The following is a 21,381-nucleotide window of genomic DNA, read 5'->3' as shown; positions in this document are numbered from 1 at the left end:
CCGCTATTGGCACCGGGTACCCGGCCCGGCCCGCAACCATATCCAAGGGTGGTGCTGCATGACACCACCGAACGGAACTCTCGCAGATACCAAGCCCGATGGAACAGAGGGGTCTTCCCTTGCGGTGGCACGTCGCGCTTCCGGCGAATCCACCAACGAACTCAAGCGGGGGCTAAACCACCGCCACCTGCAGATGATCGCCATTGGCGGTGCGATCGGTACCGGGCTGTTTGTGGCCTCGGGCAGCACCATTTCCCAGGCGGGTCCCGGCGGTGCGTTGGCCGGCTACGCGTTGGTCGGGCTGATGGTGTTCCTGTTGATGCAGTCACTGGGCGAGATGTCGGCCAAAATTCCGGTTGCCGGTTCGTTCCAGTCCTTTGCCACCCGTTTCGTCTCCCCGTCCTTTGGTTTCGCGATCGGCTGGAACTACTGGTTCAACTGGGCCATCACGGTGGCCGCGGAGCTGGTCGCGGCCGGAATCATCATGGACTTCTGGTTCCCGGGGGTCCCGGGATGGGTGTGGGCCGGGATCTTCTTGTTGGTGCTGACCGGGCTCAATGCCCTCTCGGCCAAGTCCTTTGGAGAATCGGAGTTCTGGCTCTCGCTGATCAAGGTCAGCGCAGTGGTGCTCTTCCTGATCGCCGGGGTGCTGATGATTTTTGGCATCCTCGGGGATAGCTCTCCGGGACTGAGCAACTGGGAAAACCGTGAAGACGTGTTCCACGGGGGTTGGGTCTCGATCATCTCGGTCTTCATGGTTGCCGGGTTCTCCTTCCAGGGCACCGAGCTCGTCGGAGTCGCCGCCGGCGAAGCGAAGAACCCGCGCCGCGAGGTGCCGAAGGCTATCCGCACTGTCTTCTGGCGCATCATGCTTTTCTACATTGGAGCCATCTTTATCATCGGCTGCCTCATCCCGTTCACGGATCCGAGCCTGCTGGCCTCCGGTGAGTCCGATATTGCATCATCGCCCTTTACCCTGGTCTTCGATCGCGCCGGAATCGCCTTCGCGGCGGCCTTGATGAACGCCGTGATCCTGACCGCAATCCTGTCCGCGGGCAACTCCGGACTGTATGCGTCCACCCGGATGCTTTACGCCATGGCCCATGACGGCATGGCCCCGAGGATCTTCGGTCGAACCAATGCGCGTGGTGTACCGATCGCGGCGTTGCTCGCGACGGCGGCCGTGGGACTCTTCGGGTTCCTCTCCGCGATCGTCGGGCAGGGTGCGGCCTATTCCTGGCTGCTGAACATGTCGGGCCTATGCGGCTTCATCGTCTGGGCAGGAATCGCGGTCTCCCACTACCGTTTCAGGCGCGGCTTCCTGGCCCAGGGAAACAAAGTCAGCGACCTGCCGTACAAAGCATCCCTGTTCCCCATTGGCCCACTGCTGGCCTTCGCCCTGCTCATACTGGTCATCGCGGGACAGAATTACGAGGCCGTGCTTGCAGGCCGGTCCGTGGAGGTGCTTACCTCCTACATTGGGTTGCCAGTCTTCATCGTTCTATGGCTGGGTCATCGCTACATCACCAAGTCCAGAGTCGTGCCGCTGCTTGAGATGGATCTCACGGGACCTAAGGACCTCGAGGACGAACCTAGGGCCGCAGCCCAGTAACTGGGCCGAAAGAGGGAAGCCGGGTGAGAACAGCACCCGGCTTCGCTCTCTTCCCCGAGGTCAGTGACAGCGTTTATCCAGTATTCGCGTCAGTTCACCATGCCGCTGGCGCAGCTGGGGTCCATGGCCAACCTGCTGCAGTCAGGCGTGGCGTCCGCCGAGCGGGTGTTCTCGTTGTTGGATGAGGACGAGCAGTCGCCGGATCCTGCTTCGGGAGTTTCTGTCGATGGGGCCGGGCGGGGGCGACTGGTGTTCGAGGACGTCTCGTTCTCCTACTCGCCTGACAAGCCGCTGATCTCCTCGCTTTCCCTGGTGGCCGAACCGGGGCAGACGGTGGCGATTGTGGGGCCGACCGGTGCGGGGAAGACCACCCTGGTGAACCTGATGATGCGGTTCTATGAGCTGGATGCGGGCAGGATAACGCTCGAAGGCGTGGACATCACCTCGGTGCCGCGGCGTGAGCTGCACTCGCGGCTGGGCATGGTGCTGCAGGATACGTGGCTGTTCGGCGGGACCATCCGGGACAACATCGCGTATGGGCGGCCTGGGGCTACAGAAGCGGAGATCCTCGAGGCCGCCACGGCTACCTATGTGGACCGGTTCGTGCACTCGCTGCCGGAGGGCTACGACACGGTGCTGGACGATGAGGGCTCCAACGTGTCCGCCGGCGAGAAGCAGCTGCTGACCATTGCCCGGGCGTTCCTGGCCCGGCCGTCGGTGCTGATCCTGGATGAGGCGACTTCTTCAGTGGATACCAGGACAGAGGTGCTGGTGCAGAAGGCCATGCGTGCCTTGCGGTCCGACCGGACTTCCTTTGTGATCGCGCACCGCCTGTCCACGATCCGCGACGCCGACCTCATCCTGGTGATGGAGGCCGGGCAGATCGTGGGGCAGGGGACGCACGCTTCGCTGTTGGCTGCGGGTGGGGCGTATGCCCGTTTGTATGAGGCGCAGTTCGCGGCTCCGGTGGCGGAGGTTTAAAGGGAGACAACAAGTCATTTTCGTCACATGGGTCAGTGTCGTGGAGGAGCTCAATGCGGTGCCGGTGCGATCATGATTATCGTAAGGCCACAAATATGGCGATCCCTTGAGGGTTGGTAACGATGCTAGGCAGCCTTTCGTCTGACTGCGGTGTCGGGCTGATACTCAGTTCGCACGCTCGACAGAACAGACTCGCCGTCGTGACGGCTTATTTCCACTTCGATGAGTGACTGCCCCTCTGCCGCCGGTGCGAGTTCCAGGGCAAGATAGTCGAATAGTTCTCGTTGGTGAACAGCTACGACGACTTGCCGTTTTTGTTCGCGCGAGATGCGTTTCAGAAGGGCCGCAAAATTTGCGATGTGGATATCGTCCATAGATTGAATCGGGTCGTCCAAGATAAGCCAAGGCAACTCGTCGTGAGCAACGAAGTGTAAAGAAAGGAACAAGGATAGCGCCGCAGTATTGACGTTGCCATGACTAAGCATGGCCGCTGGGGTGCCGGCATTCCGACCAAAACGATCGACTGTCGTGAGTTTAACGGAAATGCTGCGCTCGCTCTTCACTTGCTTATCGAACTGGGGAATGAACGGCTCATTTGGGACAAGCCGTGTAAAAAACTCTTTCCAAGTCGAGTTCAAATGCTGATCGAACACAGAATTTATAACTCTAGACCGGATCTCCTCCGCTTTAGTTCGAAGTGCCGACGCAGCCTCCTTGCGATCCCTGGCTTCACGGAGCTGACCATTTACTTCCGCAAGCTGACGACTCGAAGAGTTAGATCGCATCATTGCACGTTCGAGCTCGATTGAAGTCTCTTTATATGCTTCGAATATCTCTTTAATTCGCTGTAAGCCCGACATGACGGCGCTTATCTTTCCTCGCCGGTTTGAAATAGCCTCCTCTGCATAGGATAGGCGCGAGTCAAAGGTTTCAAAATCTCGCTCGTTTCGGAGTCCAAGTGATTTCTCAATTGCGTCGATCTGATTCCGCAGTTCTTCGAACTTGGCGCGCCTAGTGATCGCAGAAGTTGCGTTTTCTTGGCAACTAATGAGGATGTCCCCAAGGCGGATGGCCTCATCGACAACGGCGTGAATGGAAGGCGCCTGGTCCAAATGAGTAACGATCGCACCTCTTAGGGTTCGTAGTTTGGTCAGATCGGGTTCCTCGAAGACGCGTTCTTCGGCGCGCGTGAGTTCGGCTTGGGCTTGCTCCATCTCCGTGCTGCATTCGCGCAACTGAGAATCGATGTCGCGCCATAAGGTTGCTTGCGTTTCCAACTGACTCAGTTTTGATCTCAAGTGTTGCTCAAGCCCAAGCTTTCCATCGGGGAAAGCTTGATCGCAGACGGGGCATTCGGGGCTATCAATACTGGGCAAGATCATGGCCAGAGCATCGCTGAGCTGGCCTGAAACGACGCTAGTTGCAAGGCTGTCCCACTGCAGCTTGAGAGCTTTCCGGCGAGCATCGAGCGACTTCAACTCCTCCTGTAGAGTTCTTACTCGGTTCGCCTTTTCATCATTCGCTTGTATTTGCTGATCGGTAACTTCTAATTTCCCCAGCAGTAGAGAAATGATTCGACCGACGTCCGCAGCGGCATGCTCGCGTCGCCACGTATTTGTGGCGCCCAGCAACTGACTGGCCTTCTTAGCAAATGACGTAACGGAGTCTTCATTCATCTCCCACCATACTTCTACGGCACGCGCTGCTGACTCAACCTCGATATTCAAAGTGTCTGTGAATAGAAATTCGACCTGATTACCGGGCTCTCCAATAGCCTGCAGAATAGATTTGGCAATGCTTACACTGGCTTGAAGACGTGCGAGTTCTTGATTCCCCTTTTCACTATCGCCGATGCTTATAAGCTGTTGTTCGATGCGAGGCACGAGGTCCGTATCGGAAGCATCCTCCGATCCCTGTTGTGTCGTCGATGAGGTAACTAGAAGTGATAGTTCAGACCGCAACCTATTCATGCGGTCTTCTAGGACTGCCTTCCTAGCGAGATCATCTTTATGCCGCACATCGAGTTCTGAGCGATCAGCAAGGGCCCCGGTCCACACTCGACTTTTCTTCTGGGCGTAGTCGATCCTGATCGTGGAGTGTAATCCCGCAATAAGTGCGTCGAGCCTGTCAATGCCCAAGAGCTCTTTGACGAAGCTGATGAGCGTCGACTGTTGTCTCTTCTGGTCGACTGGTGCGTAAACATCCAGCAAACGTCCAAGTGTCGCTTGGGAGAGAAAGCACCTTTCTGAGAAGTGCTTCGCGAGTGCATTACTGAGTAAGGGTTTGCCGCTTTGACCCTTTGGGTTGACCACCAGTGTCGAGGAATTCCTGGCTGAGCCAGTCAACATATCCCCAACGGTAAGTGTCACTGCTCCGGCATCGCTGCCGCGATGCAGTAGATGTCGAGCATAAGTCGTGTCACCCGAGTCGCGGAGGTACGCAATCTCCCCCGTGGCTGCCAGCTCGATGGCGGACAGAAGGCTGGACTTGCCGGCGCCATTGTCGCCGTGTACGAGCACCACTGAACCATCTAGTGGGACGTCCCATCGCCCGCTAATGCTGCGGAAGTTGTTTATCTCTAGAGATTGCAAGCGTGGCTGTTTCATTTCTGCTCCCCGGAGGTATCGTCCCTGGTGATTTGCCTCATGGGCTCTTCGAACCAATCGAGGAGACTATGCTCCACTGTTTCTCGTCCATCCTGACTATGGTGAATGAGCTCGTGAAGAAACCGAGGATAACTTCCATTTTGGGCCAGATCGTGAAGTGACTTCATCGGATCTTCGAGCAATTCTTGGACAGCGGTATTCAACGTAAGGGGCAGCAAGGGGGCTATCTGCTCCTCGACTGAAAGCACCGTCTGGTTTGTATCGACAACTAGTACACGTGCGAGGGCTTGGGCTTCTCGGAAGCTTGAAACTCCTCGGGCGGGTCTGCCCACGACTATTAGAGTCAGGGCCATGCTCGACCTTGCCACATCAAGAGCCTGGGCAATGCTTTTGAGACTTCGCAAAATCTCATCGCTGACCGTCCCTAATTCCTTAACCAAGACTAGATCGAGGTAGCCGCTACCTGACACAAAAGGTATGCCGAAATCGAACTCGGTGTCTCCGATTGCGTACGGTATGTCGAGTCGCAGAAAACCCGACTTTGTCAGGAGATCAACCGTGGCAGATAAGGCGGATTCGGTCGTGTGTGGCACCTCGAGATTCAAATGGACATCCTCCTGGAAAATGACGTTATGAGGTCTTTGGAACTCGTCGCTTCCTGCCATACATCGTTCATCACTACTTCGTGAGCCAGCTCCCCAGGCCGGCGGGCTGTTCCCATATTTCCACGCGGACTACGTTGTCGGCGAGGGACGCCTGTCCCTGTCAGACGAGCAACAATGATGCGTTCAAGGGGCTTCTGCCAAGCCTCCATTTTCATGGCGACGGCGGCAGCATGTTCGTCCTTGACGAAGGCAATGAGCAGCGAAGTGGACCGATACCTATCTATCCTTACCAAGCCTGCACGGTCCGGCTCGTGCTCGAACCGCACTCTCCATCCAGCGCTTAGGTCGAGATAGTTCAGCAAGCCGACAACTGATGCCGCCTCCGGAAGGCGGTTGTGTTCAGCCGCCGGGTCTGTCGCCGCGAGCGAAAGGGGTCCTCTGATAATCGGAAGGTATCCGTTCAGGGGATCCGAATCGCCGTGGTAGAGCCGCATTAGCGGTGAGAGGAAGTGGGTGAGAAGGGATTCGAGTAAATCCGGTCGGCTATCGGCGACTCGGGAAAGTAGGTCTTGCCTTATATCTAGTGCTTCAAGAAGCGACTGTTTTAGCAATTGGTCTTCAAGGTCGCCCATGCGTCTGAGAAGGGCGGCGATTTTGAGTCCAATTATCCGAATCACAAGAGCGGCCAAAAGGGGCTCTGCATAGAGAGGCAGTAGCGACTTATCTTGTACTAGCGCACGATTCGATGTGTAGTCGTTGCCGTAGGCGCTCTTGAGGATATTTGTATGTCCGTCTTGGAGACGTCTATCTGCAACTACGTAGGCAGGTTTTGCTTCTTCCCATTTCCACGGATGCGTGAAAGTGGCATTTGCATGGACCTGAATAAGGTTGTTGTCTTGGAAGGAGAGCCCAAGGACAAGCGTCCTATGATCCGTCATCAGGTTGGTGACTTCTTGAAGGATCCGTTGATGCGGATCTCCGCTCTGGCCCCACTTGACTATGTCAAGAGTGTCCGCGACGAGATAGTCTCTGTATTCCTGCCCGTCATTGGCTCGAACAGCGCATCCATGAATTTTGTATAGCCTAGTGCTACTCGATCTATGATGTGCTCTGAAATCCTCTTGTGTCATCAGCACTGAGATGTCGGATCCGCTCCCGTTTTCCATGAGCGACCTGTACGAAGACTCTATGAGCCCATCCCAATTTGTGGTCACTACATGAGGCAGGACACCCTCATGCATCAGTATCGCGATGAGTCGATGATTTTGTCCTGGACGAATGTCGGATGATCCGTACGTCGCCCGTATGTCCACAGCGGTCCAAAGTAGGAAGTCTGCAGGTTCGTCACCTACTCCATGATTCAGGATGCTCGCATACTTCTCGACGTATGGTTCAAGTGCCTTTATCGAGGGGACCGTCCACCCTGCTGGATCGGCATCGAAGGACTCTTGAATCTCGTCACTAAACCGAGCATGGACGATTTCGCTCAAGGCTTTTCTAAAGGGACTGCCGGGATTTCCCGCAGACTGCTCCTGGAGGTAGACGAGTACTTTCTGAATGAGTTCCGCTAGAGGGGGCACTTGATTCCGAGAGATGCCTGAACCCAGCCATAGAACACGATCGCCTTCCATCACGTCCTCTAGCAGTGCAGAGTGCGGACCCTTGATCAGTTCTAAGGCGGCAGCGACATCTCGAAGGTGTGGTGGATGATCAGGAGACATTGTTACGAGTGTCCAGCCAATTCGCGAATTCCTTCATTGGGTTCAAATTTCTGCTGGAAATCTGACTCCGTCATGATCTCCAGTGGCTGGCCGCTCTCTACGAGCGCGAAGGCCTTTACGAGGCTTGAGCTGTATTTCATGCCAGGGCGAAAAGTACGTTCGTCGAAGTCCCCAGTGACCAGGACGGTTGTCTTTTGAGTTGGCTTCTTAGATATGGAGCCACCATGCCGGATAACCATTGCTTGCGCATCTTCCCGGACCCAGGAGATCTTCCCCGTGAAACAAACGACCTCGCCTGCCATGGGTCCGTTCGGATCGATCTCCAGATCCTCGAAATCGAGCCGTACCCGGGCAGGTTTGGACGCCTTCCGAGAGCCGCTCCAAGAGTCCGGATCGATTCGGCCCATTTTGACACCGGCGTGCACGACAAGGTCCTGGATCGTCATGGCGCTTTTGGACTCTGCCAGCGCAATAGCAATAAGGGCGGCGGCTGTTGCATCGGCCCCAGCCTCATGGTGGTCAAATGTCGGAATAGCCAGGGCATCTGCTACCCATGGCAACTTATAGGCGGGGAGATCTAGCAGCGCCCTACTCATCACAAGCGTGCACGTGTAGTCCAGAATGGGCCACGCTAGCCCCGCGAAGTCACAGGCCTCACGAAGGGCCCCAGCATCAAAGGCAGCATTGTGAGCAACGACAATGTCACCGTCGATGAAGTCCAAGATTCTGGAGAGCGACGACGCCCACGTAGGTGCATCGCGGACGTCGTGTGCCGTAATGCCGTGGATTTTAATGTTGAAATCGTCAAAACCTCCGTCGTCAGGCGGGGTGATCAGCCACGACGTGGTCGCAGTAACAACACCGTTGATGACCTTGGTCAGGCCAACAGAACAGATTGAGCCGCGCCGAGCATTCGCCGTTTCGAAATCGATTGCGGTGAAAGACAGAGCCATAGCGGAGGTTCCTCGGTCGGAAGAAATTTTGGCAGCGCGACTTGCTATTTGGGGAATGGGTCCCAAGAGCGATTCGGACGGGCTGCTATTGGTCAGTTGTCCCGGGGCCGGTGCTTCGGCGGGGCTTGGCCACGGTCTAATGGCAGTGCGCCCTCCATGGAAATAGGGCCTATTCTTTCGAGTTCTATCAGACTCGATGTCGAGCCAGTAGTTCAGTAGCCGGATACAACCTCTGGCTATCCGAAGTGCTTCTTCGGATGCTGATTTAGTAGATCGGGGATCTGATTCCCAGGCCGAAGATGGTGGCGGAGCGGGCCAATCTACGTCTTGGAGCGGGGCAAGTCTTTTCACTTCTGAAACGAGTGCGCCCGCGGCCTTGGCCGCCTTGCGGTTCCCGGATACTTGAAGGTTGTGCGCCAGACGCCTGTCGTTTTCATCCCAAAAAGCTTGCTGGAGAAAAGAAACCCAGGATTCGCAGTCACGAAGGAAGTCCTCGGGCTTCATTCGAGCCGAAGCGAGAACGCGCTGTTCGTCGCATTCGATTAGTGCTCGTTCAGAGAGCAGCACAGGACGGTTATACGAGACGCAATCAAAAGCTGCGGAGTCAAATCCATCAGTGACGATGGCATTTGTGGCCGATGCCCGCATGGGACCTCCTGTGGAATGCACAGACACCTGCCACAAGGCCCAACGGCCATCGTGTATGTCCAGAACGGCAACACCGTGCGGCACGGCAATGTGAGCACCCACTGATCCCCCAATATGTATGTTGCGCTCATCATAGGTCAAGCGGCGGACAGTAAGCGGACGGCGCCATGTCGAGATGTCTAAAGCCAAGGTGTCCGCTGCTCATTTTGCACCAGTTGTAAGGGCTTCATAGCGATTCAGCACCCCTTGCATCTACGCGTTGGAGTCGTGACACGTCTGCCAAGTCGGCGTTGAGAAGGGGAGGATCGACGGAGCAAGTCCACCCCCGTCGTAGCACACCGACACACAGCGCAACGTTCGGCGTGTCGCACGTAACCTGTTTAGATGCCTCGTTTTGCGCTTGATATTGAGTCCGTCCCCCGCCCTGTCCGCGCCCAGGAGCTGCTGGACGCCGTGAACCAGCGGGTCGTCATTGCCGACGGCGCCATGGGCACCATGCTGCAGGGCCGGGAACTCTCGCTCGAAGACGACTTCCTGGGCCTCGAAGGCTGCAACGAGATCCTCAACGCCACGCGCCCGGATGTCCTCGCAGACATCCACGACGCGTACTTCGCCACGGGCATCGACGCTGTCGAAACCAACACCTTCGGCGCCAACTGGTCCAACCTCTCCGACTACGGCATCGATGACCGGATTGAAGAGCTCGCCCGCAAGGGTGCGGAGATCGCCCGTGACCGCGCCGAAGCGGCTGAAAAAACGGACGGACGCATGCGCTGGGTCCTGGGCTCCATGGGGCCCGGCACCAAGCTCCCCAGCCTCGGCCACACCACCTACGACTACCTCAAGCAGACCTTCGCACTGCAGGCCGAGGGCCTCATCGACGGGGGAGCGGACGCCTTCCTCATCGAAACCAGCCAGGACCTCCTGCAGACCAAGGCCGCAGTCAACGGCTGCAAGCAGGCCATCGTCACCCGCGGCATCCGCCTCCCCATCTTCGTCGAGGTGACGGTCGAGACCACCGGCACCATGCTCATGGGCTCCGAAATCGGCGCTGCCCTCACCGCCCTTGAGCCGCTCGGCGTCGACGCCATCGGCCTGAACTGCGCCACCGGGCCGGACGAGATGAGCGAGCACCTGCGCCACCTCTCCAAGCAGTCCTCCGTCGCCATCGCCTGCATGCCCAACGCCGGCCTGCCCGTCCTCGGCCCCAACGGTGCGCACTACCCGCTCTCACCCACCGAACTCGCCACCGCGCACGAGCAGTTCGTGCGCGAATTCGGCCTCGGCCTGGTGGGCGGCTGCTGCGGTACGACGCCGGAACACATGGCCGCCGTCGTCGAACGTCTTGCCCCCTTCCGCACCGCTGCCGCGGTCACCAGCGGCGGGCGGGGTGCCGACGGCTCCCGCGTTCCCACCGAGCGTGAAGCAGGCATCGCCTCCCTCTACCACCACGTGAACTTCGACCAGGAGTCCGCGTACCTCGCCATCGGCGAGCGCACCAACGCGAACGGTTCCAAGGCCTTCCGCCAGGCGATGCTCGAAGAGCGCTGGGACGACTGCGTGGACATCGCCCGCGAGCAGGTCCGCGTCGGTGCGCACCTGCTGGACGTCTGCATCGACTATGTAGGGCGCGACGGCGTCGCCGACATCAAGGAGGTCGTCTCGCGTTTCGCGTCGGCCTCCACCCTCCCGCTCGTCATCGACTCCACCGAACCGCCCGTTCTGCAGGCCGGCCTCGAACACATCGGCGGACGCCCGGTGGTCAACTCCGTCAACTACGAGGACGGCGACGGCCCGGACAGCCGCTTCGCGCGCATCATGCCGCTCGTGAAGGAACACGGCACGGCCGTGATCGCCCTGACCATCGACGAACAGGGCCAGGCTCGCACCACCGAAGGCAAGGTGGCCATAGCCTCCCGCCTCGTCGACGCCCTGGTGGGCGACTGGGGGATGCGCGTCGAGGACATCATCGTGGACGCGCTGACCTTCCCCGTCGCCACCGGCCAGGAGGAAACCCGCCGCGACGGCATCGAAACCATCGAGGCCATCCGCCAGATCACCACGAAATACCCCGGAATCAACACCACGCTCGGCGTCTCCAACGTCTCCTTCGGGCTGAACCCGGCAGCGCGCATGGTGCTGAACTCCGTGTTCCTGCACGAAGCCGTCCAGGCCGGCCTGACCAGCGGGATCATCGACGCCGCCAAGATCGTGCCGCTCGCCTCACTGCCGGAAGACCAGCGCAAGGTCGCCTTGGACCTCGTCTATGACCGCCGCGAATACGACGCCGACGGCAACCTCACGTACGATCCCCTGGCCAGCATGCTGGACCTGTTCGCCGGCGTCGACACCGCAGCGCTGAAGGACCAGCGCGCCGCGGAACTCGCGGCGCTGCCCACGGGCGAGCGCCTGGAGCGGCGCATCATCGACGGCGAAGGCAAGGGCCTCGAAGAGGACCTCGACCTGGCACGCAGTGAGGGGATGACCCCGCTCGGCATCATCAACGACAACCTGCTCGAGGGCATGAAGGTGGTGGGCGAGCGCTTCGGCGCCGGCGAGATGCAGCTGCCGTTCGTGCTGCAGTCCGCCGAGGTGATGAAGAACGCCGTTGCCCTGCTCGAGCCGCACATGGAGAAGTCCGACTCCTCGGGCAAGGGCACTATGGTGATCGCCACCGTGCGCGGCGACGTCCACGACATCGGCAAGAACCTGGTGGACATCATCCTCACCAACAACGGCTACAAAGTCATCAACATCGGCATCAAGCAGGGCATCGCCGAGATCATGGCCGCGGCCGAGGAGCACAACGCCGACGTCATCGGCATGTCCGGGCTGCTCGTGAAATCCACCGTGGTGATGAAGGAGAACCTCGCGGAACTCCAGTCCCGGGGCCTCGCGAAGAAGTGGCCCATCATCCTCGGTGGCGCCGCACTGACCCGAGCCTACGTGGAGCAGGACCTGGCGGAGCAGTTTGACGGCGTGGTCAGGTACGCCAAGGACGCCTTCGAGGGCCTTGCCCTCATGGAACCGCTGGTCCGCGTGGCCCGCGGCGAGTCACCGGACGACGTCGGCCTGCCGCCGCTGAAGAAGCGGATCCACAAGGGAGGCGCGAAGTTCACGATCACCGAACCGGAGGCCATGCCCGGCCGTTCCGACGTCGCCGCCGACAACGCCGTGCCTGCGCCGCCCTTCTGGGGCACCCGCATCGTGCGCGGCGTCGCCCTCCACGACTACTCGGCCTTCCTCGACGAGCGCGCCACGTTCATGGGGCAGTGGGGGCTCAAGCCCGGCCGCGGCGAGGACGGCGCCTCCTACGAGGAACTGGTGGAACGCGAGGGCCGGCCGCGCCTGCGCTACTGGCTGGACCGCATCCTCGGCGAGGGCATGCTGGACGCGTCCGTCGCCTACGGCTACTTCCCCGTGGTCTCCGAAGGGGAGCAGGTGGTGGTGCTACACCACGGGGAGGATCGCGACGGCGTCCTCGGCACCGCGGGTCTCCTCGCCCCCGACGGCGGTTCAGGCGGTCCGATCGGCACCGACCGGCTGCGTTTCAACTTCCCGCGCCAGCGGCGCGACCGGCACCTGTGCCTGGCCGACTTCGTGCGCTCACGCGAATCGGGGCAGGTGGACGTCCTGCCGGTGCAACTGGTCACCGCCGGTTCGAAGATCGAAGAGTTCACGTCCAAGATGTTCGCCGCCAACCAGTACCGCGACTACTACGAACTCAACGGCCTGGTCATGCAGCTCACCGAGGCGCTGGCGGAGTTCTGGCACGCACGCATCCGAAAGGAGCTGGGCTTCGCGGCCGAGGAGCCGAAGGACACGGCAGGATATTTCAAGCTCGACTACCGCGGTGCCCGGTTCTCGCTCGGCTACCCCGCCTGCCCGGACATGGAGGACCGCCGCAAGGTGACGGAACTGCTGAAACCCGAGCGGATGGGCGTGATCCTCAGCGACGAACTGATGCTGCACCCTGAACAATCCACCGACGCGTTCGTGTTCCACCACCCGGAGGCAAAGTACTTCAAGGTGTGAGAACCAGGAGCGGACCTACCCGCTGGGGCTTCTGCATGGCGGAACAGGCATATCGGGCAGCCTGGTGCACCTGCGAGACGTGCCGGAAGCGGAAGAGCTGGCTCTACCTAGGCACCAGGCAGGCTTCGCGCCTTGGACTTTGCCTGTGGCGTATTTCGATCAAGGTAGCGGTCGCGCATCAGTGGGCTCGCCGCCGGCCCGGCCGTAAACACGTGTGACTGACCGTCAACACGGCAGCCACTGACCCGGTCCACTAGGACCGGCTCGACTTCTTCGCCCGTTTGGCTATCAACAAGAATCATCGACCGGTCAGAAGGCGCAAGACGGGAGTTTGTCCATGCCGCCATCGCGACCAGCACGGGGCGAAGTGAGCGTCCCTTTTCGGTAAGCACATACTCATGCCTTGGCGGCTTCGATTGGTACAGCCGCTTCTCAAGAAGTCCCTGTCCCACGAGCACACGCAGTCTGCTCGTAAGCATGCTCGACGACAGGCCTATGTTGGCCTGGAACTGGTCAAACCGGCTGTAGCCGTCGAAGCAGTCGTGCAGTATCAGCATCGTCCACCACTCGCCCACGTACCCAAGCGCCGCCGAGAGCGGGCACTCCCGGTCTTCGAGCCGAATTTTGCCACCCACTTGCGCTCACCTCTCCAGTTACTGCTAGGGTAGCAGGAACAGTCACTGCTAAAGTAGCAGTGACTGTTGGCACCCATCGCCTGAATCACATCACGCCGAGGAGGCGCCATGACTTTTTCTCACGCTCTATCGTTGACAGGCCGACGGGCACTTGTGACTGGAGGCACTAAAGGTGCAGGGCAGGCAATTGTGCGGCGCCTTCAAGACGCCGGTGCATCGGTCACCGTGGCGGCACGAACACGGACCGAGGGTGCCTTGGCGCCAGGAGGTTTCGTCGCAGCCGACATCACCACGCGTGAAGGAGCGCAAGCCATTGCTGAAAGCGCACGCAACGTTGGGGGATTTAGCATCGTTGTTCACGCCGCAGGGGGCTCGAGCGCGCCGGGTGGCGGCCACGCCGCTCTTAGTGAGGGGGACTGGGACGACGAGCTGCAACTCAACCTCCTCGGCGCGGTCCGTCTCGATCGTGCCCTCGTTCCGTACATGATGGAGGCCGGCAAAGGCGCGATCGTGCACATTGCATCGATCCAGCGCCACATGCCGCTCCACGACAGCACACTTGCCTACGCCGCCGCCAAGGCTGCCCTACGGACATACAGCAAAGGCCTGGCTAACGAGCTGGCACCGCAGGGGATACGTGTTAACAGCGTTTCGCCGGGCTTCATTCAAACCGCGGCAGCAGATGGGCTCATCGAACGCATCGCTCAGGCGGGTGGCATGGACCAAAGCGCTGCCTTGGAATCGCTCATGAACTCCCTTGGGGGCATCCCGCTGGGCCGCCCCGCACGCCCGGATGAAGTCGCCGAGCTCGTCGGCTTCCTCGTGTCCGATGCCGCCTCCTCGATCGTCGGTGCCGACCATGTCATCGACGGTGGCACCATCCCCACTATCTAGATCACCGCCATAACTACGGAAGAAGCAACCATGACAAATGACATGCAGCTGGCAGATCTGCCCCTGCCCATCACCACATACTTCGAGCGCTCCCAAGGCAATCAGAGAAAAACGGCCATTGAGGCATTCGCCTCAGATGCCGTCGTCGTCGACGAGGGCCGTCAGTACCGCGGAACCTCCGAAATAGCCGGATGGCTCGATCGTGGCGCAGCCGAGTATGAGTGGACGACGACTTTCCTCCGGGCCGAACGAGACGACGACACCACCCTGGTCGTAAACCGCCTTGAGGGAACATTCCCCGGAGGTATTGTCGATCTCACGTTCCGCTTCGTGCTTGACAGTCAGAATACTGCTATCAGTGAGCTGACCATCGCACCATAAGCGTGCGGTTCATCCGGCCTGACTCCGGTCAGGGACGGTATGCGGCCCGGGTGTCCTCAGACCCGGAGCTGAAGCCGGTCCTTGGCCTGGGCAGGGTGTCCGTTGACCCTTCCGCCCGCGCTGGAGACCGGCTTCACCCGCCGGAGCGCAGCGAGGATGGCCCGCCCCACCACAGCGATTCCCACCACCGTGGTGATGCCGCGCAGGGTGTCCCAACCCGCCGTCGACGTCACCAGCGAGTACAGCAGGAAGCTGCTGAGGTTGGTGCCCAACGGCGCGCCCGGCAGGTACGAGATGCCGGTGCCGGCGCCCACCGCGAACGGCCAGAACCACAGGTTGGTCAACAGGCCGAACACGTACGACGCCACGATGCCGTAGCCGCCCAGCATCCACAGTTCGGCTTTGCCCCGCACCCGCCGGGGGAGCAGGCCAGCCCCCGCACCCACCCACGCGCAGGCGAAGATCTGGAACGGTGTCCACGGCCCGATGCCACCCCACAAGGCACTTGAGAGGGCGATCGTGGCGGCGCCGAGGAGCATGCCGAAACGGGCACCGTACGCCCGGCCGGCCAAGATCAGCAGGATAAAAACTGCCTCCACGCCCCCGACGCCGGTGCTCGCCACGCGCACCGCGGAACCGACGGCGGCCAGGACGCCGAGCAACGCCACCGTGTGTGCGGAGCGGACCGACCCGTCCAGGGAGACGACGACGGCGACGGCGGCGAGCGGCGCAATCGCCAGCGCCGCGTAGGGGAGGGCAGCGGCAGCGTCCTCCGGGAAGGCCGCGGCGAGCAGCGGCCAGCAGAACGCTGCGAGTGCCAGAAGGTTTGCGGCTGCGAGGACGGCGAGCTCGACGCCCCTGGGCATCCGGATGCGGCGCTGCCTTGCCGCGCCCTGGGTATCTGTGGGTTCGCTGACCCGTGGCCTCGGCCCGGCACCCGCCCGCCGGGGGAGCGGGAGGAGCGGTTCGGGCTCGTTGGCCGGCACGGAAGAGGGCACGACGCCGTCACTCATCGGCAGGATCCGGGCACCGAGGCCATGGGCAAAGTCGAGGTCGTGCGTGGCGATCAGGACCGCCGCACCGGAGTCCGCTGCCGCCCGCAGCGCTGCCGCCACCGCGGTGCGCGCCGCAGGATCGAGTCCGCGGGTGGGCTCATCGATCAGGAGTACCTGGGGGCTGTCCATGGTCTGCAGCGCAATCGCAAGGATCCTCCGCTCTCCTGCCGAGAGGTCCCGGGGATGCTCATCCCCAATGGGAATCCGGACGTCACCGCGCAAGCGGGCCAGGCGTGACGCCGCAGGCAGCGGGGAAAGCTGGTCACTGCTCCGGCTTGGGTTGCTTCGGCCCGGGTGACGCCGAGCCTGCCGCGCAGCGCGCACCTGGCGCCGCTCGGCCGCGCGGAGCTCTCCCGCCACCGTATCCCTGGTGAAGAGGTCGTCCGAGGCATCCGGGACGAGGGCGACCCGGCCGCCGTCGACCGTCCCGCCGTCGACCGTTGTTCCGCCAACTGTTCCTTCACCCAGGGCGAGAGCCACCAGGAGGGACGACTTGCCGGCACCGTTCGGCCCCACGAGCGCTACCACTTCACCGCGGTGCAGGGTCAGGGACGCGTCGAGGACAAGCGGCTTGCCCTTGCGGTGCACCGCGACGTTTGCCGCAGTCAGCACCGGCGCGTGCTCCGCTGGCTGTACCGGCGTTGGACGGGCGGCAGTGGCCGACGGCGGCGCTGGCGCAACGCCCGGCACCAGGGCGCCGTCGTCGATGGTCCACCAGGAGTCGGCAACCGGTACGAGCTGCTGCGCCCGGTGCTCTGCCACGATGACACAGACACCGTCGTCGCGGGCGAGGGCGTTGAGTACTGTGATGACGCGCCGGCGTGCTGTGGTGTCGAGGTCGGCCAGGGGTTCATCAACCAGGAGCAGGGCTGGGTGCTGCACCACCGCGGCGGCGATGGCTACAAGCGTTGCCTCACCCGCCGAGAGGGTGCTGACGTTCCGGTCCAGCAGTGCCGACACCCCGATTCGCTCCGCGACTTCCAGGACCCGCTCCTTGGCGGTACCGGAGGCCATGCCGCGCAGCTCAAGCGCGAGGGAGATTTCGTCCTGGACCCGGGTGGAGGCGAAGGCGGCGCGGGGATTCTGCAGGACGGCGCCGATGAGCCGGGCGGTATCGCGCGGCGGCGTGGTGGTGCGGTCTGTTTCCCCGACGCGCACGGTGCCGGAAATTTCCCCGCCGTCAACGTGTGAGAGAAGGCCTGCGATCCCCCGCAGGATGGTGGATTTGCCGGAACCCGTGGGCCCGGTAATGACCGAAATTGACCCGCTCGACGGCGCGAACCCCGCCACGCGCACCTGCGCGTCACCAATGCGGAACTGGGCGTCGCGCACCAGAAGCGGGCCGCCGTCGTCGTGCCCGGGTTGGTGTGCTGCCCTACTCCCGAAGCCGCGCAGCTCCAGGGCCGCGGCTACCCGGCCTGCGTGCTCAAGGGTGCGCTCGAGCACGGGTACCAGGGCCCGGGCTCCGAAGCGTTCACCCCGCAATCGGAAGGCCAGGCGTACGGAAGTGACGGCGTCGGCCAGCGCCGGGAGCGCCGCCCAGGCCACCACCAGGGTCCGGGCCAAGCCCTGCAGGGGGCCGCCGCGGGCCAGGCGGACGAAGCCGCGGGCTATGTCCACCCAAGCGTTGAGGATGCCGAAACCGAGGATGATCCCGGCGATCGGCAGGGCGGACAGAACTGCCTGCCACAGCCCAGGTCCCGTTAGCGGGCCGAGGAGGACCACATGGGCGTACGGGGCTGGCAGCCGCACCGGCGGCAGGTCGAGCAGAACCGGCTCACCGATGCCCGCCCCGTTGAAAAGAATGCGGTAGATGACCCGCGCCGCGATGAAGACGACGGCGAGAGCCGCCGCTGCACGTAGCGGCGCGGGTCGAAAGGTCATGCCTTCGGGGCGGCCGGTTCGCCGTCGACGGTGTAGAGCAGTTCGAGGCTCTCTCCGGGGCTGACCTGCAGGGTGGCGAGGCCTTCCTGGGCGTAGGCCCAGTCACCGGTGGCGGGCTTCACCCAGAGGGACCAGTAGGCAAAGGCAGCGGGCATGCCGCTGCATTCTTCCTTGTACGTGCCGCCCTTGTGGACGATTTCGAAGTCTGCGGCGGGGACACCGTTCACGCGGCACACCAGTTCGTTGGGGTACTGCGTGGTGCCTACAGTCTTCACGTCTGCCTCCTCGAGCACCTTGGAGGCGGGGGTCTTCGCGTCCACGGGCACGCACACGGACTTGTCAGCGGCTGCCTGCTTCAGGGCGCCGGAGTCGACGATGACCTTCACGCCGGTGCAGGGCCCGTCGGCGGCGGAGGAGGCCGCTGCCGTGGAGGCCGGTGCAGAGGTGGTTGGCTGGGTGGCGGCCGGCGTTGAACAGGCGGCGAGGGTAAACAGGAGACCTGCGGCGGCGAGGGAGCTCGCGGCGGCGGTGCGGATTGTAGTCAAAGTCACGTGTCAAGCGTAGGGCGTTGCTGGTCAGGAGCGGGATGCCGTCGCATTGTGTGACGCTACTTCTCCACTGAATCCAGGAATGACGGCTGCATCAGCAGGCGTCATTCCCTTTCGGCGGGCGGCCAGACCGCAACCGCGCACCGGACAACATCGCCCAGCCGGAGGTTTTCCAATGAGCCAGTTCGCAACCTTGTGCCTGCCGACGTCGAGGTTTACCGTAATCCCATGGCTCGGCGAATTCGCGGAGATGCGACGGCGGCGGCCGTCATGGTGGCGGGGTCGGCAACGTTCCTGGCCGGGGCCTTCATGCCAGTCTCGCGTGTGTATGTCGAAAGAGACCCGCAGCGTAAACTGGCCATTCTGCTGGCGGACCCTGGGCAGTGGAGTACCCAGCAAATGCTCTTGGCCGCAGGCACAGCTGCGTTGCCCGTTGGCGTGGTGATGCTCGCCCGCCACTGGGATACGGGAAGCGGGCGGGGCAGTCAGGAACCCTTGGCGGGGCAGCGGCTTGCCCAAGGCGCCGCACTTGCGTGGGTCGCGGGAGCTGGTCTGTTCCTGGGTCACCTGAAGGCGCGATACAGGGATCCGGAGGCCTTCGCGTTGGGGAATATGCCCTTCTGGCCCTTTCAGGGGTACATGGGGCTGAGCCTTGCCGGCATGGCTGCCCTGGGTGGCGGGCTTTTGGCACGGGCGCGTGCTCACACCAATTCCGGCGCACTGCCACAGGACCCGCGCTGGCCGGGCTGGCTCAATGTGGGCGGGGCCGGAGTCTTCGCCGGCGTCCTGGTGGCTACCGGTGACCTGCCGCCCCTGCTGGTCTACGTCGTGGAGCTGACAACCGGCGTTGCGCTGCTACGGCAGCTCCGCCGGAGCGCCGACCCGGGGAAGCCAGCCTAACTCGCGGACCCCTCAGCGATTGTGAACTTGTACGCACCCCAATGCACAGGGGCCGTCGCCGTGCGGGAGCAAAATAGTCCTCGGCTAGAACTGGGTAGTGCCGCGCATCTTCCGAGGGCGGCCGTCCGGGTCCACCACCAGGCGGTACGCAGGGTCCGCCCAGAGACGCTGGAGGGGCGTCACCGGTTCTGTGGTGTGGTGCCGCACATGTCCCCTGGGGCGGGGTGGGCGGGCGCCGGTCTTGTGCCAATGGTCCAGGGCATCGGCGGCGGCATTCCACAGGCCTAGGCCGTCCGCCGGATCGAGTAGCCGGGGATCGCTCTGGTCCAGGCCCAGGTGTTCGGCCCAGAGCTGGAGCCGGAGCCCTTGGGCCAAAGGACGGGAAGCCCCGGAACCATTGCGTGCCTCGGGTGCTTCCTCCTGGCCCCCAGAGGTGTCGATGACCGCGCAGGTCAGCTCGCTGTCCGTGGTCCAGGACCGCCGGTTGAAGTTGTCCGACCCGCACGTAAACCAGGTGTCGTCGATGATGCAGATCTTGGCATGGACATAGATCGGAGTCCCGGCCCTGTTCTCCAGGTTGAACACGCCGAATCTGTCGGGGGCGGCGCGGCGCATCCTTTCGATGGCGCGCAGTTGCCCGAGCCGCTTGGGTGGCCCTCCCAGCGCACCGTCGGAATCCGGGTAACGGGGCACCACGGCGATCACGTTCAAACCGGGGTTCTGTTCGAGGGCCGCCGCGATTCCCTCTGCCACCTCAGCCGACCACAGGTACTGGTCCTCGATGTAGATCAACGAACGGGCCAGGCCGAAAGCCTTGGTGTAGGCCCGGGCAACGCTCCGCTCACCATGGGGTGCGAACGGGAACGGCGGATGCTTCACGCCGTAGGTGCGCAGCAGTTGCACGGCGTGGGGGCCAGCCGGCGGCGGGGGCGGCGCAGTCTCCGGCAGGGGTTCGGGGTGCCGGGGCATGTCGGCTAGGCGTTGCAGCAGCATCCGGTATGGAGTGCGACGGTCCAGAGGATGGGGGTCATCCCACCTTTCCGCGAACAGCTTCAGAACATCCGCCACCACCGGGCCGCGCAGTTCCAGGGCGGCATCGTGCCAGGGCGGCTGTTTCCCGTACCGCGGATCCATGTCCACAGCCTGCGGGTCTCCCATGTGGTCGGCGTCGTCCCGGCGGCTGTGGGAAAGGTCGATCCCGCCAACGAATGCTACGTCCCGCGAAGGGTCCTGACGATTGCGGATAACGAACAGTTTCTGGTGATGGCAGCCGAAGAGGCGCACCCGTTGATCCAGCAGCACCTCGCCGCCGGCGTCGTTGATCTGGCGGCTGAGGTGCTCGTTGGACAAGTTGCTCATGGGGGCAGACACGCGCTCTCCGTGGGACCTCCAGACAAGCCCGCGCACTTCAACTCCGGCCCGGGCCAGCCGCGCCAGCACCTCGCCGATCGCCGGCCCGTCGGGCGTCAGCCGTTCGTCGCCGTCGCCACGCCAGTCGGTGAACCACACCCGGTCTCCCGCCTCAAGGGCGGACAGTTCCTCGTGCAGCCGGGCGAAATAGGTGGCACCGTGAATCAGGGGCCGCACGAGGTTCCCCTCCGACCACGACTGCGATTCCCCACTGCCTGTGTGCACTTCGGTGGCTGCATTGCCCCACTCGGCGGCACTCAAGAACCAGTAACCAGCACTACTGTCCACTCGTCGTTCCCTTCGGGACCCGGGGCCCGTCATTGGGCGTCCGGCCTACCAGTAGCCTACGACTGTGCCGGTCAATGTCATCCGGTGGTGCCGTCGTCCCGCCAATCCGGAGGTCTGGACACACTGAGCCGCCGGATTTATCGTGCAGATGTGGCGGCTGCCTGACTGGCAGGATTGCCAGTGCTGCCGGTCTGTTGTTGCGGCCGTCCGTCATGACAGGAGGAA

Annotated in this window: 13 protein-coding genes and 1 pseudogene; 6 read left to right on the top strand and 8 right to left on the bottom strand. The window is 62.3% G+C overall.

What is annotated here, in order from left to right:
- Positions 1-58 precede the first annotated feature (58 nt).
- Both ACFC25_RS18180 and ACFC25_RS18175 read left to right on the top strand, forming a co-directional pair.
- Entirely contained in the window at positions 59-1,612 is a 1,554-nt protein-coding gene (locus ACFC25_RS18180; RefSeq protein ID WP_376047724.1) for an amino acid permease, read from the top strand.
- 63 nt (positions 1,613-1,675) lie between these two features.
- Positions 1,676-2,593: pseudogene (locus ACFC25_RS18175) on the top strand (ABC transporter ATP-binding protein); the annotation flags it as partial.
- Between the two features lie 125 nt (positions 2,594-2,718).
- On the opposite strand, the gene ACFC25_RS18170 reads toward ACFC25_RS18175, so the two are convergent.
- Genes ACFC25_RS18170 through ACFC25_RS18155 form a run of 4 tightly spaced genes read right to left on the bottom strand, consistent with a single transcriptional unit; the run spans position 2,719 to position 8,478 of the window.
- Positions 2,719-5,199 (bottom strand): AAA family ATPase, encoded by a 2,481-nt coding sequence (locus ACFC25_RS18170; RefSeq protein WP_376047721.1) that lies wholly within the window; start codon positions 5,197-5,199, stop codon positions 2,719-2,721.
- Positions 5,196-5,864 (bottom strand): hypothetical protein, encoded by a 669-nt coding sequence (locus ACFC25_RS18165; RefSeq protein ID WP_376047718.1) that lies wholly within the window; start codon positions 5,862-5,864, stop codon positions 5,196-5,198. Before ACFC25_RS18165 ends, ACFC25_RS18170 begins: the two co-directional genes overlap by 4 nt.
- Positions 5,801-7,525 carry an SIR2 family protein gene (locus tag ACFC25_RS18160; RefSeq protein WP_376047715.1) on the bottom strand — a complete coding sequence of 575 codons (1,725 nt, stop codon included), beginning with the start codon at positions 7,523-7,525 and terminating at the stop codon, positions 5,801-5,803. The genes ACFC25_RS18165 and ACFC25_RS18160 overlap by 64 nt, the downstream gene beginning before the upstream one ends.
- A 2-nt stretch (positions 7,526-7,527) precedes the next feature.
- On the bottom strand, positions 7,528-8,478 hold the full coding sequence (locus tag ACFC25_RS18155) for an exonuclease domain-containing protein (RefSeq protein ID WP_376047712.1): 951 nt from the start codon (positions 8,476-8,478) through the stop codon (positions 7,528-7,530).
- Between the two features lie 1,032 nt (positions 8,479-9,510).
- Between ACFC25_RS18155 and metH the strand changes: the two genes are divergently transcribed.
- Entirely contained in the window at positions 9,511-13,161 is a 3,651-nt protein-coding gene (gene metH, locus ACFC25_RS18150; protein ID WP_376047709.1) for a methionine synthase, read from the top strand.
- A 107-nt stretch (positions 13,162-13,268) separates the two neighbouring features.
- On the opposite strand, the gene ACFC25_RS18145 is transcribed toward metH, so the two are convergent.
- On the bottom strand, positions 13,269-13,796 hold the full coding sequence (locus ACFC25_RS18145; protein ID WP_376047708.1) for a winged helix-turn-helix transcriptional regulator: 528 nt from the start codon (positions 13,794-13,796) through the stop codon (positions 13,269-13,271).
- A 108-nt stretch (positions 13,797-13,904) separates the two neighbouring features.
- On the opposite strand from ACFC25_RS18145, the gene ACFC25_RS18140 reads away from it, so the two are divergent.
- Positions 13,905-14,690: an SDR family oxidoreductase gene (locus ACFC25_RS18140; protein ID WP_376047705.1), complete on the top strand. Its 786-nt coding sequence runs from the start codon at positions 13,905-13,907 to the stop codon at positions 14,688-14,690.
- 30 nt (positions 14,691-14,720) lie between these two features.
- Positions 14,721-15,071 carry a hypothetical protein gene (locus ACFC25_RS18135; RefSeq protein WP_376047703.1) on the top strand — a complete coding sequence of 117 codons (351 nt, stop codon included), beginning with the start codon at positions 14,721-14,723 and terminating at the stop codon, positions 15,069-15,071.
- 56 nt (positions 15,072-15,127) lie between these two features.
- Here ACFC25_RS18135 and ACFC25_RS18130 read toward each other — a convergent pair whose 3' ends face one another.
- Positions 15,128-18,010, bottom strand: a complete 2,883-nt coding sequence (locus ACFC25_RS18130; protein ID WP_376047700.1) for an ATP-binding cassette domain-containing protein — start codon at positions 18,008-18,010, stop codon at positions 15,128-15,130.
- Positions 18,007-18,561, bottom strand: a complete 555-nt coding sequence (locus ACFC25_RS18125; RefSeq protein ID WP_376047698.1) for a hypothetical protein — start codon at positions 18,559-18,561, stop codon at positions 18,007-18,009. The genes ACFC25_RS18130 and ACFC25_RS18125 overlap by 4 nt, the downstream gene beginning before the upstream one ends.
- Positions 18,562-18,786: 225 nt before the next feature.
- Between ACFC25_RS18125 and ACFC25_RS18120 the strand changes: the two genes are divergently transcribed.
- Positions 18,787-19,458 (top strand): hypothetical protein, encoded by a 672-nt coding sequence (locus tag ACFC25_RS18120; RefSeq protein ID WP_376047695.1) that lies wholly within the window; start codon positions 18,787-18,789, stop codon positions 19,456-19,458.
- 84 nt (positions 19,459-19,542) lie between these two features.
- Here the strand turns inward: ACFC25_RS18120 and ACFC25_RS18115 are convergent, their stop codons facing one another.
- Positions 19,543-21,045, bottom strand: coding sequence for a phospholipase D family protein (locus tag ACFC25_RS18115; protein WP_376047692.1), 1,503 nt, complete (start codon positions 21,043-21,045; stop codon positions 19,543-19,545).
- Positions 21,046-21,381 lie beyond the last annotated feature (336 nt).

This window comes from Pseudarthrobacter sp. NPDC055928, assembly GCF_042270935.1.
Lineage (GTDB): Bacteria > Actinomycetota > Actinomycetes > Actinomycetales > Micrococcaceae > Arthrobacter.
The sequence above is the reverse complement of the archived record's forward strand: the minus strand, read 5'-3'. Positions and strand labels throughout refer to the sequence as shown.